This is a genomic window from Bacteroides sp. 41_26 (genome assembly GCF_949740115.1).
Taxonomy (GTDB): Bacteria; Bacteroidota; Bacteroidia; order Bacteroidales; family Bacteroidaceae; genus Bacteroides; species Bacteroides nordii.
The window spans coordinates 1-18,212 of the sequence record NZ_CATJGZ010000130.1; the positions used below are offsets into that span (position 1 = coordinate 1).

Consider the following 18,212-nt stretch of genomic DNA (forward strand, 5'->3'; position numbering starts at 1 on the left):
GAATACCACAAAAGGCCGTATCTTTGCAATGTGTTTTTCATAGTATTAGATTTAAGGTTAACAAAGGTTGGAGCAAGGCGTTGCTCCTTTTTTTATGTCTATACCTCAGATTACATCTTTTTCTCCTGTCTAAAAATTTACTTCTGAACGATTATACCTCATCTATCCGAAGTTATCATAATAACAATTACAACGAATGATCTTGATTGAAACTTCCTGATTCTTAAATACGAAAGAAACATATAAAACACTGATTTTCAACAGACTTAAATAACCTATTATTTATGATGCAAAAGTACGTACTTAAGTATGTGTTAAATGTACACTTTTATATAGCAAAAGTACGTACTCTTAGTATATAAAAGTACGTACTCTTGTCAGTACAAAAATAATAGTTAAGGAATACTGTTAATAATGTTAATGATCAGAGTCCGGTTGTTCACTCATTAAACCAGTCAATCTTCTTTGAAAAATACATTACGGCGGCAAGTATTACAAACAATCCCAAACTTCCGGCAAGCAAAGCAAAAGTCTCTAACTGGATAAGAATAAATATGTAAATGTACAGTACACTTAATAGTCCCGACATAATAAATGCCGGCTTCTTCTTTTTAATAATACCCAGCATATAACCTCCTACCAGGCCGATTGTCAATACTGCCGAAATCAGATAAGCCATATTGAATCCCACATGTTCGGATATAGATAACAACAAGCTATAGAATAAACAAAGCGCCAATCCCACCAACAGGTATTGCAAAACATGGATACGTGTCTTTTCCATCATCTCCGTAAAGAATATCACTGCAAACGTCAGTAATATTATGAGAATAGCATATTTGGCAGAACGCATCGATTGTTGATATTGCTCGACGGGAACTTTCAGATTTACTCCGAAATTAGAATTTTCGATATCCTTAACACCCGCATTACGATAATCAATTATCACCTGCGAATAATTCCGGTTCAGATTCAACACCTGCCAGTGTGCAGAAAAACCTTCCTCAGTTACTTCTCTGCTATCCGGCAGATAATTACCGGTAAAACTTGGTGTACTCCAATTAGCTTTCAGATTTATCTTCGTTGTTTTCCCCAGTGGAGCAAAGTTAATAGATTGCGAACCTTTCAGTTTAATCTTCATTTCATAGGGCAGTTTTTTATTCTCTTTCAAAGCAGAAAGATCCACCACAGCATGTACACCCACATTCTTAATTCCCCTGCCATCCATACCCGGTTCAAATATGTAGACAGAATCGTTCAAAGTAATGCTGATCTGTTCACTGATTCCCCGCATATCGGTGAGATTGAAACAGATAGCCGCTTTCCGGAGATAAAGTGCATCTATATCTACTCCGCTTTTACGAAGTTCTTCCGAACTAAAGAAGCCTTTAAAAACCAGCTCCGACTGATATACATTCACCTCATAAATTCCCCTTTTAAGAATTTCTGTACGCAACTGCCCATCAATAAACAGCTCATCAGGAAATAGCATGATACTTCCATTACTGATCTTCTGCTTTCCATTGTCTTCAGAGACAATCGGATATTGCAGATTAATATATGGGCCTGTAACAGTCTGTGCCAGACTCCACTTCTGACTAACCTCGTCGATGGCATCTACCTGCGTCTGTCCACGCTCGGTAATCATACTTTCGATCATAACCATTGGTATTAACAGAAGAAGAACCAATGCAGCAATAACCAGCACTTTAACAGTTTTGGAAAAACTCCGGGAGCTACTTGTATGCACCGGCTTTTCCACTTTGTTCAAATTTTCATTAAAATCGTCCATAGTAGAATAGTGTTTAGTAAATAATTAAGAAACTTTTTTTTGAATTCTATAAAATGCAAAATAGTTTCTAAGTCTAGTTTAGTTTTTGTATAATACTCCTTTTTCCTCCAAAAAGAAAAAGCAAGTTGTGTAACGCCAAGCGTTCAGGTTGATTTCAATAAACTTTCCAATGCAGCAATGTGCTCTTTAAAAGCTTCCTTCCCCGGAGGTGTGGCCTGGAAAGAAGTTTTTGTTTTCCTCCCCACAAAGGCTTTTTTACAGACAATATAGCCGAGTTCTTCCAGCGCACGGGTATGACTCGCCAAATTGCCGTCCGTCAGTGAAAGTAATTCTTTCAACGTATTAAAGTCGGACTCCTCATTGACCATCAAGACCGCCATAATACCTAACCGGACTTTGCTTTCAAACGCCTTATTTATATTCTGAAATCCTTCTAACATCAACTACTTGCTCCTTTCATATTGCAAATAAAACAATATACCGTACAATATATGAAGTCCTCCAAACCCAATGGTCCAGAACATGAGTGCATAACCCTCGAAAAAGCAGTCTACAACTCCTAAAAGAAGAAACCCATATCCCAGCCAGGCTACATTGGAATAAGTAAATTTAGAGACGTTGACCAGAGAAAGCCCGTAAAACAGTAACATGACCGAAGAAATCACTCCATAATTCTCATGCAACAGCAAAGCGATACAAAACAGCCCCCCTACAAGCAAGGGAAGCGAAAAGTTCCATAAAGTCCGGTATGTCAGTTTACTAAAAATCTTCTGTCCGGTTTTTCTCGCCTTATAGCAAGACAGTATACAAGCCGTAATAACCGAAGCTATCAGCACCAACGAAGCTACCAGTATCATCTCTGCCAGAGAAGCTTCCGATTTAAAGACCCGGGCGACTACATAAGCGCCAACCAATGAATAAGTCCCAGCCATAACAGCTGTCATACCACTGAGAGATACAAATCTGGAGGACTTTTCCATCAACTCCTTTATCTCATTTACTGATTCTAATGCTTTATCTTTATTCATATAAAAAGTACTTTGCGCTACAAAGTAAAATAGAAATTATCAGAATACAAAAAAAATATCAGAAAAAAATAAAGAGTATAGTCGAAAACCAGAAATAATGTGCCAATGTGCTAATATGCCAATGCCTTTCAGCAATACAGCGCAGCCAATTGGCACATTGGCATATTAGCACATTGGCACATTATTTATTGGCACATTATTTTCGCCAGATAATTTATTAACGTAAAGATAACGTTGCAATAACATACTATGATTAAGCCACCCTCTATCTTTGCAACATCGAAAGAAACAAATAAAAGTATAAACCCATAAAACAGTAATAGTATGAAAACTTTAGTATTATCAGTAGTAATTGCAATGACATCCGTATTGAATACAGTAAGTGGCAACAATCTCCCCGAATTTGCTTACAACACCACAACAAACGGAGAACAAGTGGAAAGTCAGACCGTATATACAGTAGAAAACGGTAAATACCTGCATCCGCATCTGAAATATAACTATACGTATAATGCTGATGGAAGCGTTTCGAAAAAAGAAGTATTGAAATGGAGTGAGATTATGCAGGTATTTGAAAAGCAATACTGCCTGAATTTCACACATGACCCTCAGGAGAATAGTATCGAATACGCAGCATGGGATGCTAAAACGGATTCTTACTCAGATATAAAATCGAAAGCTGTCTATCAGACCAGAGAATCCGGACAAATACTCAACTACCAGAGCTACGAATGGAATAAAAAAGAAAACAACTGGAATCTGGCTACCGAACATACGATTCTACATGAAAATGACGCTTTGTTCGCCAACAAATAATCTCTCTTTACAATAACTCTGACAAAAGCAGCAGGGCTGCAAGATTTTATATCTTGCAGCCCTGCCATTTTAATACCTGCTGATCTTATTTTGTACTGGCCAGAAGGCGAACAGTATTGCCGTCATTCAGTGCATAAGTACTCTTTTCCATATTCTTATCGAAAGTACGACTTCCAGCATTCCAAAGAGCATAATTCATTTCAACCTCATTGGTATTGTAAGTGATATCAAGTTTGAAATAAGGAGTCCAAGCCTCTTTCACGCTATCCCATTTTGCAGCTTCTTTACAAACTACACGATTTTCATTGTCATAAGTATAAGTGTAGCGAAGATGACGGAACAGATAACCGGATTCATTTTTAAAGATAGTCTTAGCTACCAGTAATTCACCATTCATCTCATCATTTTTCACATAGTCAACAGGATTACCTGCATTAACACTCATTACACTTGCCATTAACACTACTACCATTACCACTGCTTTGAAAAATACATTTGCTTTCATAATCGTTATTTTTTTATTGTTATTACTCTTTGGATCTGCGACTGCTGTTTTTTATCAACCGCCTTCGCATATAGATAGTCAATAGCCGTGCCAAAGATATAATAACCTGATTATCAACAAATACCACTTTTTAGATAGCGTTCATTTCCGAACAGATGTCCGCTCACAACCGGACAGTGAGATTAATTTTGCCCGTTAACGTAAAAATAACATTGGAAAAAGGAAGATAAATATAACCTGATAAAGCTTCATTCCTCCAAAACCCTTATCAGGTCTTAATAAAAAGAACTTCTTTCTTAAAGTATGTTTAATAACATTCTTTTTTACTTGGATAATTTGCAGATTTCGCTAAAGTCCGTATCTTTGCAACGTGTTTTTCATAGTATTAGATTTAAGGTTAACAAAGGTTGGAGCAAAGCGTTGCTCCTTTTTTTATGCCCATACCTCTCAAATACCCCTTCCAACTGCATCAACTCAACACCGATTTTTACGCAACTTTGTGGTTATCTGAAAATAATCCCGTAAATTTTCATCCATATATGATTATCAACCACTTACACTCTTTGTTATTTACTACAGTTCTTCATCAGTCTCAAAAAACTTGTGACAAATATAATTATTTTAATAATACAATTAAATAAGAGCACAATAAAAGTGCATTACTAGAATCCAATGAGTGTATTGAAATGAGTGTTTTCTTTAAAAAGCGTAATGTGCGAACACTCCTGTTCTTATTGTTTTATGAAACGTAACCGTCCTCTTCCTCCCTTACGTCTGGAACTGAAGGAACTGAAAGTGAACCTGGGTGAAGGCAACTTTATCTTTGTAGGCGGCAGTTACGGATAAGTGGGCTACTAATGTTCCATCAGAATGGATTGAGCAGGTCCTTGACTATTGTGACAATTTTGATAACTGCTATCTCTTCCGGTCAAAACTTCTGCCTGTTTTCTAATGGTGAAATCACCTCTTTTGTTTATTATGTGATTAATGTTAACGTTTCTCCTTTTTATCCTTTATTCCGGTACTCTAACGGAGTCATTCCTGTGTATCGTTTAAAATATCTACTGAAAAAAGAAATATTAGGAAAGTTCAGTGAATCGGAAATCTGTTGTATAGAAAGTTTTGAGAGTTTTAGTTGGGATTTTGCATCCATAATTACCATGTATGAAATGAAGTCTGTGCATGTTTTTCCTGTAACTTGTTTTACTATTGTGCATAAATATACTTGAGTAACTCCCAATTTCTCAGCGTACCAGGCTACTCTTTTATTTTGTATGTAATGGTGAAATACTAGCTGTGCGAAAGTTCGGCATAATTGTTCATTTTTCGAAAGAGAAAAGGTGTCAGCTTCCCTGTGTTTGTATAATATGGATATACCTGTATGTGCATTCAGATAAATATTGTATGTAACCCTTCTTCTGGTTTCTTCATCCATAGATGAATATAGTTGTTGCAAGAAAATGAAATGAGTTTTTATCATTTTTGCTTCTGCCTGTTTTAAAGTCAGTTTGGCTTTTCCTAATGCTGCATATAACGTTTCAGGTATTATATTGTCCGAGTTATGATGTTCCATGTACTGTTGAGAGAATCCCAGAATATGGAATTCCGAATTCGTTTCTATTCTGTGGATTTGCAATACGCTTCCCGGAGTAAGTATTACCAGATCATTAGGCCTTGCTGTTATTAAGTTTGTATTGATTGTGGCCTCTACTTCTCCTCCCATGCATAGAAGTAGTATTTCGCATTTTAAACGTACTGGATACTTTAAATATTTTTTTAATAACTCCTGATTAATGTTGGTGTGTACAATCCAGTCATTAGATAAATCTATTTTTAGAATTTCATTCTTCATGTTTTAGACTTTTGGTACAAATATAAACATTAAAAATAAAAAGTGATATTTAGAGTCATTTTTATATACATTACATCGTGTTTTCTTAGTTCATTTTAGTATATTATAAAATAGAATAAGAAGTATAGATAGATAGCAACTGATGCTTGCTGATGATTTTAAGAATGGTATTGGGGTTGATATTTAAGTAATACGCATAAGTTACTATGATAAATGCGTATGTTTTTTTAATGGTATTTGGCTGTATGATAATTTAATATTATATTTTACACTTAAAATTAAAAATAGGATAAAAAAATAAAAAATAGATATTGATATTAACAATAATCCAAATTAACTTTGCATCAAAATATATAAAAAAACAATATAATATAAAATTATATTATTGGGGAGGCTATATTATAGTTCTTTTATTCTTTTCTTATTCTTGTAAGGATTTTAAGATAATCATTGAAGAATAAGAATGTGATCTAAAATATATTCGGAACAACTATTGAATGTTTTTACCTGTTTCATAGATATTATATATGAAAATATATGAGCTTTTTAATCTTAGAATGGTAATAAAGAATACAAAGTAATGAACATGGTAATGATAATGAATTATATAAAGATATTGGAGAGGACAAATGTAAGCGACATTTGTATTTCTTTTGTTAGAGGTGGTTTTGTAGTTTATGAACATTCTGCTGTCCAGTTAAAAGCGTTGTTTTCTCACTTACTCATGTATATTTTGTGCTCATACAAATTTCCATACAAAATTATTGCGAAATTTTGCATGAAAAATATCGACAATGTAAGGAGTTATCCCCCAAAAATGGGATAATTATTGCATTTGTTTTATGAATTTAATAAAAGTAGTAGTAATATGAAATTTAAATACCATATAGTTTTACTTTTTGCTTTATGTTTCTGCTTGGAAATGAAAAGTCAGACAATTGCTGTTAAAAGTAATTTGTTATATGATTTAACATCAAGTATAAATGCGGGCATAGAGTTGGGGCTGGCCCCCAAGTGGACATTGGATGTTACCGGGCAGTTCAATGCCTGGGATCTGTCGCATAATAGGCGTTGGAAGCACTGGACTGTACAACCCGAAGTGCGCTATTGGCTATGCGACCGTTTTGGTGCGCATTTTTTTGGATTTCACCTGCATGGCGGTCAATACAACATCGGCGGAATAGACGGGAAAGTTAAATTCCTGGGTACTGATGCTCGGAAACTGAAAGATACCCGTTATCAAGGCTGGTTCGTGGGGACCGGCATAGCATATGGCTATGCATGGATTCTCGGTCACCATTGGAACTTGGAGGCGGAAATCGGTTTCGGTTATTCCTATACCCGTTATGATAAGTTCCGATGTTCAGGATGTGGGAAAAAGGTAGAAACAAACAAACCACATCATTACATGGGGCCTACGAAAGCAGCCATTAACTTGGTTTATCTATTTTAAATTGCAACGAACATGAAAAGGACGATATTCATACTGGCAATCCTACTGGGCATAGGAAATATGTTGAAAACTATGGCACAAAGTACTAGAGACATCACACCCGGTGTTTCCATTGAAAATTTCAACATGAATCGTGAGGGAAAATACCTTACCGTGGAGATGAATCTGGATCTAAACAAACTCAATGTGGAGGCAAACCGTGCCGTACTGCTCACGCCGCGTCTGGTCAACGGAACGGATTCGCTCGACCTACCCTCGGTAGGAATTTACGGGCGCAGGCGATATTACTATTATGTGCGAAACGGAATAGGCAGTATCTCGGGGGAAAATGAAACGGTTTATCGCGTATCGGACAAACCAGACAACGTGGCATACAATAATCTCTCTGAGTACGAAGGCTGGATGGACGGGGCAACGCTTAAGTTCCACCGTAGCGATTGGGGCTGTTGCCACGAGATATTAGCGGAATACGAAGGCATAGTAGGCCGCCATCGTGAGGCTTTCTTCCCGGAACTGGTATTTGTGCAGCCCAAAGCGGAAATCATGAAAAGCCGTTCATTGTCCGGCTCTGCATACATCGACTTCCCGGTTGACCAGACGGTGATTTATCCCGATTACCGTCGCAACACGGTTGAACTGGGCAAGATACAGGCGACTATCGACTCCGTACGTAACGACAAGGATGTTACCATCACCTCTGTCTGGCTCAAAGGTTTTGCTTCTCCCGAAAGTCCCTACAAACACAATACGGAGCTTGCCATCGGGCGTACAGCAACACTTAAAAAACACATCGAGCAGCTGTACCACTTTGCAGACAGCATTATCCAAACCGATTACGAACCTGAGGACTGGGAAGGATTACGCCGTTACGTGGAACAATCGAACATCAATCACCGTGAGAAGATTCTGACTATGATAGATAGCGATATGGAACCGGATGCCAAAGAAACAAAAATCAAGCGCACTTATCCGGAAGAATACCGCTTCATGCTGCAGAATTTCTATCCTGCGTTGCGCCATACGGACTACCGCATCGACTACAACATCCGTAAGTTCAGCGAGGCTGAGGAGATAAAGCGCATCATGGCGGAACAGCCGCAGAAGCTGAGTCTCAACGAGTTCTACCTCGTTGCTGGAAAGTATGAACCGGGCACAGTGGAGTTTACTGATGTGTTTGAGACCGCCGTGCGTATCTTCCCGAATGACACCATTGCCAACCTCAATGCCGCCAATGCTGCCATACGGCGAGACGATTATGTCCGTGCGGAGCAATACTTAGAGAAGACTGGCGATATCCCCGAAGCCGTATATGCCCGCGCTGCGCTTGCCATCCGTAAAGAGGATTACGAAACGGCGAGGCGATACCTGGAGACGGCGAGGGACATGGGGCTGGAACAGGCAGCCACCACACTGAATGAATTGAATGAAAGACAAAAGAGATAAAAACCTATTAATAACTTTTAATTTTTAACAACATGAGAATTAGAACTCTATTCTTGTCAATGGTCGCCGGACTGGCGTTCGTTGGCTGTTCCAGCGAGGAAGACATCACCTCCGGTACCGACAACGGTAACAATGGGGAGCCGCAGTTCCTAACCGTAAGTGTCAATGCCACAAGCACTTTGACACGCGCTACCGACTTAGAAGGAAATTACGAAGAAGGTAAGGGTAAAGAAAACACAGTGTCAAAAGTGCGCTTCTACTTTTTCGACGCAGACGACAATGCGGCACAAGTAAAAGGGGAAAGCGGCGGCACATACTACGACGTAGAAAATACGACGGATGATGGAAAGAACATGAATAATGTGGAGAAAATCCTCTCGGCTACTCTGGTGATTCAGACTCCGGCGAAAGACAAGGTTCCTACTTCTATCGTGGCTGTAGTCAATCCGAAAGTAGATCTTGGAGCAGTAGAAAGCATCACCAAACTTAACGAGGTAATTGCTGACCACAGCAGCACAACTTCATTTATCATGAGCAGTTCCGTTTATACCAATGGAACCACAAAGATGGAAGCCGTGAATGTAGCCGGACACTTGTACTCCACAGCAGAAGCTGCAAAAGCAGACCCTGTGATCATCCATGTGGAGCGCGTGTTGGCAAAAGCCCGTCTAACTGTCGGTCTTACAGCTAACGCTAACGGTGTTTACAAAACATCTGCCGATGGTTCAGAGAAATTCGACAACGAGGAAATCTACGTTAAATTCTTAGGATGGAACGTAACCGCAACTGCTGGAACTTCACGCCTGATGAAGGAAATCAATCCTCAGTGGACTTCGGCTCTGTTCGGTTCAACACTTCTTTGGAATACGGCAGACTACTACCGCTCTTTCTGGGCAGTGAATCCGGGAACAATGATCTACAACTATGGCCCGTTCAACACCGCAAATAGTACAACCGCAGCCAATGCCATCACGGCTTTCGATGCCGGCACAGAAGGAAGCCCAAAAACAAATTACACATATCTGCAGGAGAACGCTTCCGATGACTATACAAACGGAACAGACCCTACCAAACCCTCACAGGTGATTATCGCCGCCCAGCTTGTTAAAGCAGACGGTACCACCCCGATAGAGTTTGCAGAATATGCAGGTGAAAGAACTACCATTGACGGTTTGATAGCGAAATATGCGGCAGCTTCAGGCCTCTGGAAAGACAATGCAGAAGGAACCGGAAAGATGGGGATTGATGTCACTGACATAGAACTGAAAACAGCTACTACAGCCGGAGAGGCAGATCAGAGCACACCGGGTCGCTACAAGGTATATGCTCAATTGACCGTTGATGCTGCTAAAAAGACATGGTACAGCTCCAGCTCGGCTGATGCAACTGCTGTAGATGCAAACGAAGTATTGGAAAGTCTTGGCGGTGCCAAAGTCTGGAAAGAAGGTTACACCTATTATTACTTTGATATACAGCACCTGAACGGTTCCTCAACAGATGTCAACGTCAAAGGTAAAAAGGGTGTGGTACGTAACCACATTTATGCAGCCAATATCAAAACGCTTACCGGTCTGGGAACTCCGGTTTACGACCCAGGGGAAGTTATCTATCCTGAAGAGCCGGAAGATGACGATACCTTTATCGCTGCCGAGATCCGGATTCTCTCATGGCGTGTTGTAAACCAGGACATCGATTTGGAGTGGTAATACTGAAAATACAATAAATAGAAAAAGGTGGGGAGAGACCCGAGGGGATGATATATCTCCCCACCTTTCAAACCTTTTCCCCCTCAGATGAAAACGGAAGCACCCGCGTATCGGTGCAAAGAGAGATACGCAACCATGGAGTCCCATAAAGAGACACTCCCACTTGTTAAGGAAATTCTTTGCGGGATAAAACCCGCAACCGACATATATAAAACAAATATAGGAATATAAACGGCATGAAAATAAAGACTTATATAAAGAGAAAGGCATTGTGTGTGTTGATGACGGCGATGGCAGTATTGCCGTTTATCGCTTTTGTGTCATGCGACAGTGTCATCTATGATTACGAGGGTGATTGTTCCGTATCATATCGCCTCAAGTTCCGCTATGACAAGAACTTGAAATGGGCAGATGCTTTCGCCAACGAGGTTTCATCCGTTCATCTATATGCTTTTGACCCTTCCGGCGTATTGGTATGGCAACGTGAGGAACAGATTGATCCGGCTATGGCAGAAAACTATTCGATGCTGTTCGATCTGCCTGCTGGTGACTATAAGCTGCTTGCCTGGTGCGGACTTCAAAACGACGGTGAGCATGACGAATCATTCTCTGTACCCAAAGCCCGTGTGGGAGAAACCCGTATGGAGCAGTTGAAGTGTGCGCTTAACCGCCAGCATGATGAGTTGGGCGCATACAGTGAGGAACACTTGTATCGCCTTTTCCACGGTATGCTGGATGTCTCGCTGCCTGTTAACGATGATGGCGGTAGCTATGAATACACCATGCCTTTGATAAAGAACACCAATCACATTCGTGTTATCTTGCACCACCTGTCGGGAGAGGATGTAAACGAGGCTGACTTCATCTTCCGTATCGATGATGAAAATGGTCTTATGGCACACGACAATGAGTTGATGACCGACGAGAATATCAACTACCGCCCTTGGGATATACTAAGTACCGAGGCCGGCATCGACAAGGAAGGTACCCGTGCCATCAGTAATGTGAAAGGACTCGCAGCCGACTTCACTGTTGGCCGTCTGATAGAGACACATCGCGAGAAAATGATACTTGCCATTGACACCAAGGACGGCAAGAAGGTGGCCCGTATCCCGGTGATAGACTACGCTTTAATGGGAAAAGAGTACTACGAGGAGGAATACCGTTATCCGATGGGCGAGAGGGAGTTCCTCGACCGTCTGGACGAGTGCGTGATGACTCTCTTTCTCGATGAGGATAACAACTGGGTAAGCAGCGTTATTCAGATTCTGTCATGGCGTGTGGTATTGAGTAACGTGGATATCGATTGATTATTAAAAAAAGAAGGATTTGACTGATGAAACCGATCATTATACATAGCATTGTAATCTGTCTGGCGGCACTGACACTGCCGCTTATGGTGGCGTGCAGCAGTCAGGAAGAATCCTTGCTTGAGGAGATTTCGGAAGCTACCCTGTATTTGAATATAGAGCCGATCGGACTGACGAGGGCGGGAACAGCAACGTTGCCCGACAATGAGAAGATGCACAACGTGCGTGTCATAGTCCTGCATGAAAACGGAACAGTGGAACACAACCGATACTATGCATTGGAGGGTTCGCAAGTACAGAAATTCATCCTGCTCAAAGTAACTCCCAACGAAAAGAAAAAGATATACCTCTTCGCCAACGAAGAGAGCGTGTCCGCAATGGAGGGCGTAGCAGGTGTAAACAGTACGCTGACCGCTTTCTTCAACAATTATACAGAAGGAATGCCCGGCTTTGAAGCCGCAGTGAGCAACCTATATTTCGCCCCTGACTATTCGGGCGGAAAACCCATCCCAATGTCTTCCATGTACGAGATAGATTTCCCTGAAAAAGGAGTTGTAGAGGAGACATTCTACGTAGTGCGTGTCGCCACCAAGTTCACCGTAAACTTTATGAACTGGCGTGGAGAGGAAGTAACTGTGAACAACTTCTCCATAGAGAGCCATGCAGATAAAAACTTCTTGATGGCGCATGTCAACAACTACCCTTATAACAACGAATACTCCACTTGGATAGATTGGCTGAAGGCGGTTTCCGATGCTTCTAACGAAAATAGCAATGAAGCCACAAACAAGTTTGGTTGGCTGACGGACTACGAATTACCAGAACGAACTGAAACAACCACCTATATCCATGGAAAGGTTACAGTTGGAAAACCGACAGTTGACATAGATTACCCGGATAAGTCAAAACCGGGCACGGCAAGTGATGTTCCCGTTTTCTACCTGCCCGAAAGCAAAAATCTCAAAGTGGGAGCAACAACAGACGGCGAGCAGGAGTACACCCTGAAAATCAATATAGCCGGAAGGGATGAACCTTTCGTTCGCAAACTCGATAACTTGGAGACACTTTTCCGTAACACCCATTTTGTGGTGAACATAACCATGTATAATAGCAACGAAATCGTAGTGGATGTGATTCCATATAGCGAGGTAAACCTTGAGCCGGAATTCGGATTATAAAACAATAAATAAGTGTATATGAAGCATTTTGTACGACATATCATTCTCTTCCTGACGATAGCAACCGTCACAGGTTGCTATGATGAATTTATGAAAGAAGAAATCATAGGTGAAGGCAAGGCAAGTATATCCGCCACTTTGGACTTCAAACCCATGTCCTCGGCACTGAGCCGGACACGGGCTGCTGGAAACGCACTGAAGGATATTTGTAGTTTACATGTTTTGTTGTATGATAAAGACAAGAATTTAAAAAATAAATGGAAGATAGAGGAATATTCCGTGTCCGATGAAAACCGTACGGATAATGATGCGGAAGCAAATCCAAATGGCGAACACCATACAGCGGAAACAACCACCAAACGCGCCACTTTCAAGCTGCCGGAGGAAATCAGCTTCGGCAAATATTATATGTATGCCGTGGCGAATATTCCCGACCTGCTTACGGCTTATTCTGACGCTATAAAAACAGTTGACGGACTCAAGAATATTCCCCTCGTATGGGATTCCGAAAACGTGGCTAACAATGGCCAAATGATAGGCTTCTTCACGAAAAGCTCCGTTCCCGCTCTGTCAGCGGATGACGAGTCTTTTGTAGTAAATGAAAAAAGCGTAAAACTCCACGCGTGGCTACGCCGGGTGGCTTCCAAAGTGACCGTGGCATTCGATGCCTCCAAACTGAATGATGGCATCCGAATACATTTTAAATCGATAACGATAAAGCACATACCTAAGACTTGCTATCTGGGCCGCGACAATACGCCCGGCTATAAACCAGGAACAGCTTGGGAACCGAACGGCAAAACACTTGCAGAAGAACTGCATGAAGACGGAGAAATTTATTATTATAACGGCAGACCAGACGATCCCGACAACGACGAGTTTGAATCTTGGCCGTTCGTTTCACGAGGCAAACCCGTCTATGGCCTTTCAGCACCTGAGCAGACAGTTTCCGAGTCGCCATCGGTAAAAGATTTCCATACGGAAAATACTCCTGCTTTGTATTTTTATGAAAACCTGCAGGGTAATGAAGATACGAAGCCCGGAATTAAGGACAAACGGCAGGATAGTGATAACAATGGAGTGCTCGATGCCCCCGGGCTGCCAAATGATAAGACTTATTGTTCGAAGGACGGAGTGGAGTTCGGAACTTACATAGAGGTGGAGGCATATTACGATGCGCGCTTGAGCGATCGTCCCGGCGAGGGTAAGATTATCTACCGTTTCATGCTCGGGCAGGACATTTATAAAGATTACAATGCCAGACGCAACTGCCACTACAAGTTGACGCTTAACTTCAACCGCTATGCCAACGATGTCGACTGGCACATAGAATTCGTGGAGGACAAGGAACTTATTGTGCCTAATCCGTACTACATTTCCTATCTGTACAATCAGGAAGCAACCATTCCCATTAAACTCAGAGGAAGCAGTTTGGAGAATGTAAAACTTGAGGTGCGTGTAATCGAAAATCACTGGTGGCCTACCTTGGAAGAAGGCGACACTTATCAGTATGCCGATACGTCGAAGGTCTATCCTCAGGGGCACGTGCGTACGGCTGTATGGCACGGTTTCCTGTCGCTTGCGAAGGATAATCGAAAGATAATCGGAGATGATAAGCATTATAAAAACAATAAGGATTGGAATAAAGAAGAATGGAAAAGTAAGCCAGAAAACGAAACACGGACGTTTGATAATCTGACAGTCGGTGATCATGGCAACTATTCCGTCGAACTGGTGGAAGGCAGCAATGGCGGTTTACATCTGAAAATGCCGTTCTATACACGTCCAAAACAGATGATTCCGACAAGTGGCTATACGGGGAACAATGTCTATGTGGCATATCCTCGCGAAGCGAAGTTACAAATGAAGTTGTTGGATAAAACTACCGGGCAGATACTTAAGGACAAGGATGGCAAAAATTTGATAGATACCATTTCAATCATCCAAGTACGTCGGTGTGTAAACCCCAAAGGCGTGTGGCGGAGTTGGGACAATGCTGAAAGTTTTCATGTGGTAATGAAGATTCTCCCTCACGAAGGTGCTGATAAATTTGAGACATACGACTCTAAAGGTCCTTGGCGGGCAAAGGTCGAAATCGATAACAATAACATGATCCGTCTCAAGGGAGCCAGTGGCGATGGATACGTGCACGGGACTATCGATTCGCCGATGGACTTCTATATTGAGTTCAATGGGAAATGTACAAATCCTGAAGAGGTTCGTTCTGCCATTGTATTGGTTGAATATAACAATTACACGTGCCATCACCGCATATTCATTCGTCAGGGCTATGCTCCGATTGCACTGAATGATCAAAACATAAAATGGCACACCTTCAACTTGTATAGCGGCACAGAAGAAACCAAATCGCCATTAGAAGAGGGCTCGCTTTTCAAATACGGAAACTTGACGGATGCCATTCTTGCCGAAAACAATAAGACTTACGGCTTTCAGGTACCGGTGGGCTCTAACACACTTCGTTTGGCCGGAGATGGGGCTAAATCATGGAGCGACATTCTCGCGAACACCGCTACAAATGCTCCAGGTTTTTCAGACAAGAATATACAAGTGGCAGATGTAACCAATCCGAACGGACCTAAAGTTAGCGTTCGTGTGGCAAATGTAGCTGATTATAAAAATTTGCGTGATGGTGCAGACCGGGAATTTGGCTATGGGGTACTCTATGGCGATGGTGCAACAGAAACATTGGAAAAAGTTGAGGAGGTATACGGCTATTATAGAGGTGAAAACACAAGCTATGGAATGCGCGGATGCTTCGTGTACAATAAAGTCAATGGAAACAATCTGTTCTTTCCGATAGGTGCCTCCGGGTATGGCAGACGTAGAACAGAAAAGTCGTGGTATAGCTCTGGAATTAGTCTTCCTGGTGCATTGCAATACGCATGGCGAAGCAAGAGGTATTCAACGTATAGTGATGCATGGTCGACACTCGCGTACAGACCGATGTTCGAGAACGTGTATATGAGGCCAGGTGCGGTTTACTGGTGTGAAAAGTTAACTAACGATCAATGCTATCTTGATGTTAACTATTTCACCCTCGATTTTAGTTTGGGTGGAAATGAACCATTGCAAGGTGAAAACGGCTCTGCTTGCTTTATCAGGTGCGTAGAAGATGTAACCCAATGAACAAATGTAACCGAATAAGAGAATGCAAAGCGGAGACGGAAGCGAAATACCGTCCGGCTCTGGAACTGTACTCCACCACCAACCTCTCCACTGCCGAGATATGCCGGCAGTGTGGGGTTTCTCTCAACGGATTTTCCCGTTATGTCAATACCTACCATCGTCATTTGATGCTGGAACGCAATGGTATCAAGTGCAGTCCGGAGGAAGCAGGCGATATCAAGATGAACCAGCGGCGCGGGCAGCATCCCGAAACCCATGCCAAATACAAGGAAGCTATCGCGGCGTGTGACAGCATGGACTATATAGAGTACAACGTATCGCAGATAGCCCGTGAATTTGGATTGACTGGTACGAATCTCAGCAGACAGTTACGCACACATTATCCTGAAGTACTGGAATTTCGGGAGCGGGCACGGCAACAGTTGGGGCTGGACGTTGGCCTTCCCCGTGGCACACGTTCGTGGTGTAAGGAACAGTATGCAGAGGCGGTGAAACTTCTACGTGCCGACCATTATATCACGGTACAAGATGCCGCCAATCGTTGCAATGTCTCCTACACCGGATTGGAACAACACCTGATATTCTATCACAAGGAGTTGGTCGGGAATCGCATCAAAATACGCGAACAAGCTATAAGACAGCAATGTAAAAGTAAGATAACGGGACGAGGTACCTTGCATGCTCCGAAGCCAGAAACGGTGGCAATGTATGCGGAGGCCCTGCACTTATACCGCACTACGCCGCTATCCGCCCGGAAAATAGCCAAGCAGACCGGCGTATCGATAAGAGGTTTCTACGACTACCTACAAACCTGGCACAAGGACTTGGTTTGTGAGCGGAAAGGGATCCCTTACGAGGAAGGCAAGCCCGTGGACTGGTCGTCAGTACGGAGATACAACCCGGCCACCACTGCCAAATACGCGGATGCCATCGCCCGGCTGAAAGAAGGCGGACTTACTACAGCAAAGGTTGCGGCTGAGTTTGGCCTGCACCCTGAATGCTTCAGGCAATACCTGAAAGAGCACGAACCGGAATTGCACGCCTGTCTGGGAATGAAAAAAACGGAGAAGGGCAAAATGGTATCGCCTAAAAGCATGGAGAAATACAAGGAAGCCATACACGTATATGAAACGACCTCGGAATCCTTGAAATCCATTGCCCGCCGTTTCGGACTGAACGACTGCTCACTGGGACAATTTATCAAACGCCATTTCCCTGAACTTATAGAACACCGTAAACAGCAGGAACAAGTAAATCAATCCTCTATAATAAACTGAACACATTCAATCTGAATATTCCAATTCTACACGAACGGCACTGAACTGGTGTAACAAATGAAAAAGACAGATTAAAATTATACTATATTATACGAATAGGTTCACGGCACACCCGTAAATCTGTTTCTTTTTTACACCATACCCAACGAGTGGCTAAATATTGTGTAATCTATATTTTCATCTGCCTATGGTCACCGATTTGAAGAAACACAAGAATCTCTCCCTTTTTTATTTTCGTTGCATGAATTTTCCCTTTTTTATTATTGTATACAATACAAATCAATTCCTTACTTTATTCTTGACAAGTGACGAATAAGTTGCATATAAGATTTATTATTGTTGCTATTCTGTTACTCAATTGTATTCGTATTTATTATGTAAATGAATATCAATGCACTACGATATATATTTATTTTGAAAAGGTACAAGTAGAATCGCACTTCTGAGGTAATTTTGTGTACTAACAGAAATAAAAAGCAGAGAAGACAGCTCCCTAACTATCTTCTCTTTTGCTTTAAAATATCAATCTCATCACTACCTTCTCCGGTTGTGCTGTAATCTTAACTCTCTTTACCTGATCCGCCCCAAGTATCACTGCCGAATTTCTATAACACCCTATAAATTCTCTCTTCGACATGAAAAACGTGTACCCGAAGGGAACGCCTCCCCAGTAATCCGGTATCCTGAAACCATTAAAACTATGCC

General features: G+C 41.8%; 13 protein-coding genes and 1 pseudogene. 8 read left to right on the forward strand and 6 right to left on the reverse strand.

The window, feature by feature from the left end:
- Window positions 1–439: 439 nt before the first annotated feature.
- The 3 genes from creD to QX565_RS19625 form a co-directional block, all read right to left on the reverse strand.
- Window positions 440–1,792 (reverse strand): cell envelope integrity protein CreD, encoded by a 1,353-nt coding sequence (gene creD / locus QX565_RS19615; RefSeq protein ID WP_221649656.1) that lies wholly within the window; start codon window positions 1,790–1,792, stop codon window positions 440–442.
- Window positions 1,793–1,935: 143 nt separating this feature from the next.
- Window positions 1,936–2,232, reverse strand: coding sequence for a winged helix-turn-helix domain-containing protein (locus tag QX565_RS19620; RefSeq protein WP_002558440.1), 297 nt, complete (start codon window positions 2,230–2,232; stop codon window positions 1,936–1,938).
- Window positions 2,233–2,235: 3 nt separating this feature from the next.
- Window positions 2,236–2,820 carry a hypothetical protein gene (locus QX565_RS19625; RefSeq protein WP_007483031.1) on the reverse strand — a complete coding sequence of 195 codons (585 nt, stop codon included), beginning with the start codon at window positions 2,818–2,820 and terminating at the stop codon, window positions 2,236–2,238.
- Window positions 2,821–3,144: 324 nt separating this feature from the next.
- Here QX565_RS19625 and QX565_RS19630 point away from each other — a divergent pair, with 324 nt between their 5' ends.
- A complete protein-coding gene (locus QX565_RS19630) occupies window positions 3,145–3,636 on the forward strand; it encodes a DUF3836 domain-containing protein (protein WP_289294050.1) in 492 nt (163 codons plus the stop codon).
- An 85-nt stretch (window positions 3,637–3,721) separates the two neighbouring features.
- Here QX565_RS19630 and QX565_RS19635 read toward each other — a convergent pair whose 3' ends face one another.
- Window positions 3,722–4,141 carry a DUF3836 domain-containing protein gene (locus QX565_RS19635; RefSeq protein ID WP_289294051.1) on the reverse strand — a complete coding sequence of 140 codons (420 nt, stop codon included), beginning with the start codon at window positions 4,139–4,141 and terminating at the stop codon, window positions 3,722–3,724.
- Window positions 4,142–5,147: 1,006 nt separating this feature from the next.
- Entirely contained in the window at window positions 5,148–5,993 is an 846-nt protein-coding gene (locus QX565_RS19640; RefSeq protein ID WP_289294053.1) for a helix-turn-helix domain-containing protein, read from the reverse strand.
- Between the two features lie 868 nt (window positions 5,994–6,861).
- Here QX565_RS19640 and QX565_RS19645 point away from each other — a divergent pair.
- From QX565_RS19645 to QX565_RS19675, 7 genes are all read left to right on the forward strand, one after another.
- The gene (locus tag QX565_RS19645) at window positions 6,862–7,446 is read left to right on the forward strand and encodes a DUF3575 domain-containing protein (RefSeq protein ID WP_221649648.1); all 585 of its coding nucleotides are present in this window, start codon (window positions 6,862–6,864) and stop codon (window positions 7,444–7,446) included.
- 12 nt (window positions 7,447–7,458) lie between these two features.
- A complete protein-coding gene (locus QX565_RS19650; protein WP_289294056.1) occupies window positions 7,459–8,889 on the forward strand; it encodes a DUF3868 domain-containing protein in 1,431 nt (476 codons plus the stop codon).
- Between the two features lie 32 nt (window positions 8,890–8,921).
- Window positions 8,922–10,595, forward strand: a complete 1,674-nt coding sequence (locus QX565_RS19655; protein ID WP_221649646.1) for an Mfa1 family fimbria major subunit — start codon at window positions 8,922–8,924, stop codon at window positions 10,593–10,595.
- Window positions 10,596–10,831: 236 nt separating this feature from the next.
- Window positions 10,832–11,905 (forward strand): FimB/Mfa2 family fimbrial subunit, encoded by a 1,074-nt coding sequence (locus QX565_RS19660; protein WP_289294058.1) that lies wholly within the window; start codon window positions 10,832–10,834, stop codon window positions 11,903–11,905.
- 26 nt (window positions 11,906–11,931) lie between these two features.
- Window positions 11,932–13,083: a hypothetical protein gene (locus QX565_RS19665; RefSeq protein ID WP_221649644.1), complete on the forward strand. Its 1,152-nt coding sequence runs from the start codon at window positions 11,932–11,934 to the stop codon at window positions 13,081–13,083.
- An 18-nt stretch (window positions 13,084–13,101) separates the two neighbouring features.
- Window positions 13,102–16,230: a DUF4906 domain-containing protein gene (locus tag QX565_RS19670; protein ID WP_221649643.1), complete on the forward strand. Its 3,129-nt coding sequence runs from the start codon at window positions 13,102–13,104 to the stop codon at window positions 16,228–16,230.
- On the forward strand, window positions 16,227–17,507 hold the full coding sequence (locus QX565_RS19675) for a hypothetical protein (RefSeq protein WP_289294059.1): 1,281 nt from the start codon (window positions 16,227–16,229) through the stop codon (window positions 17,505–17,507). Before QX565_RS19670 ends, QX565_RS19675 begins: the two co-directional genes overlap by 4 nt.
- Window positions 17,508–18,021: 514 nt before the next feature.
- Here QX565_RS19675 and QX565_RS19680 read toward each other — a convergent pair.
- Window positions 18,022–18,212: pseudogene (locus QX565_RS19680) on the reverse strand (hypothetical protein); the annotation flags it as partial.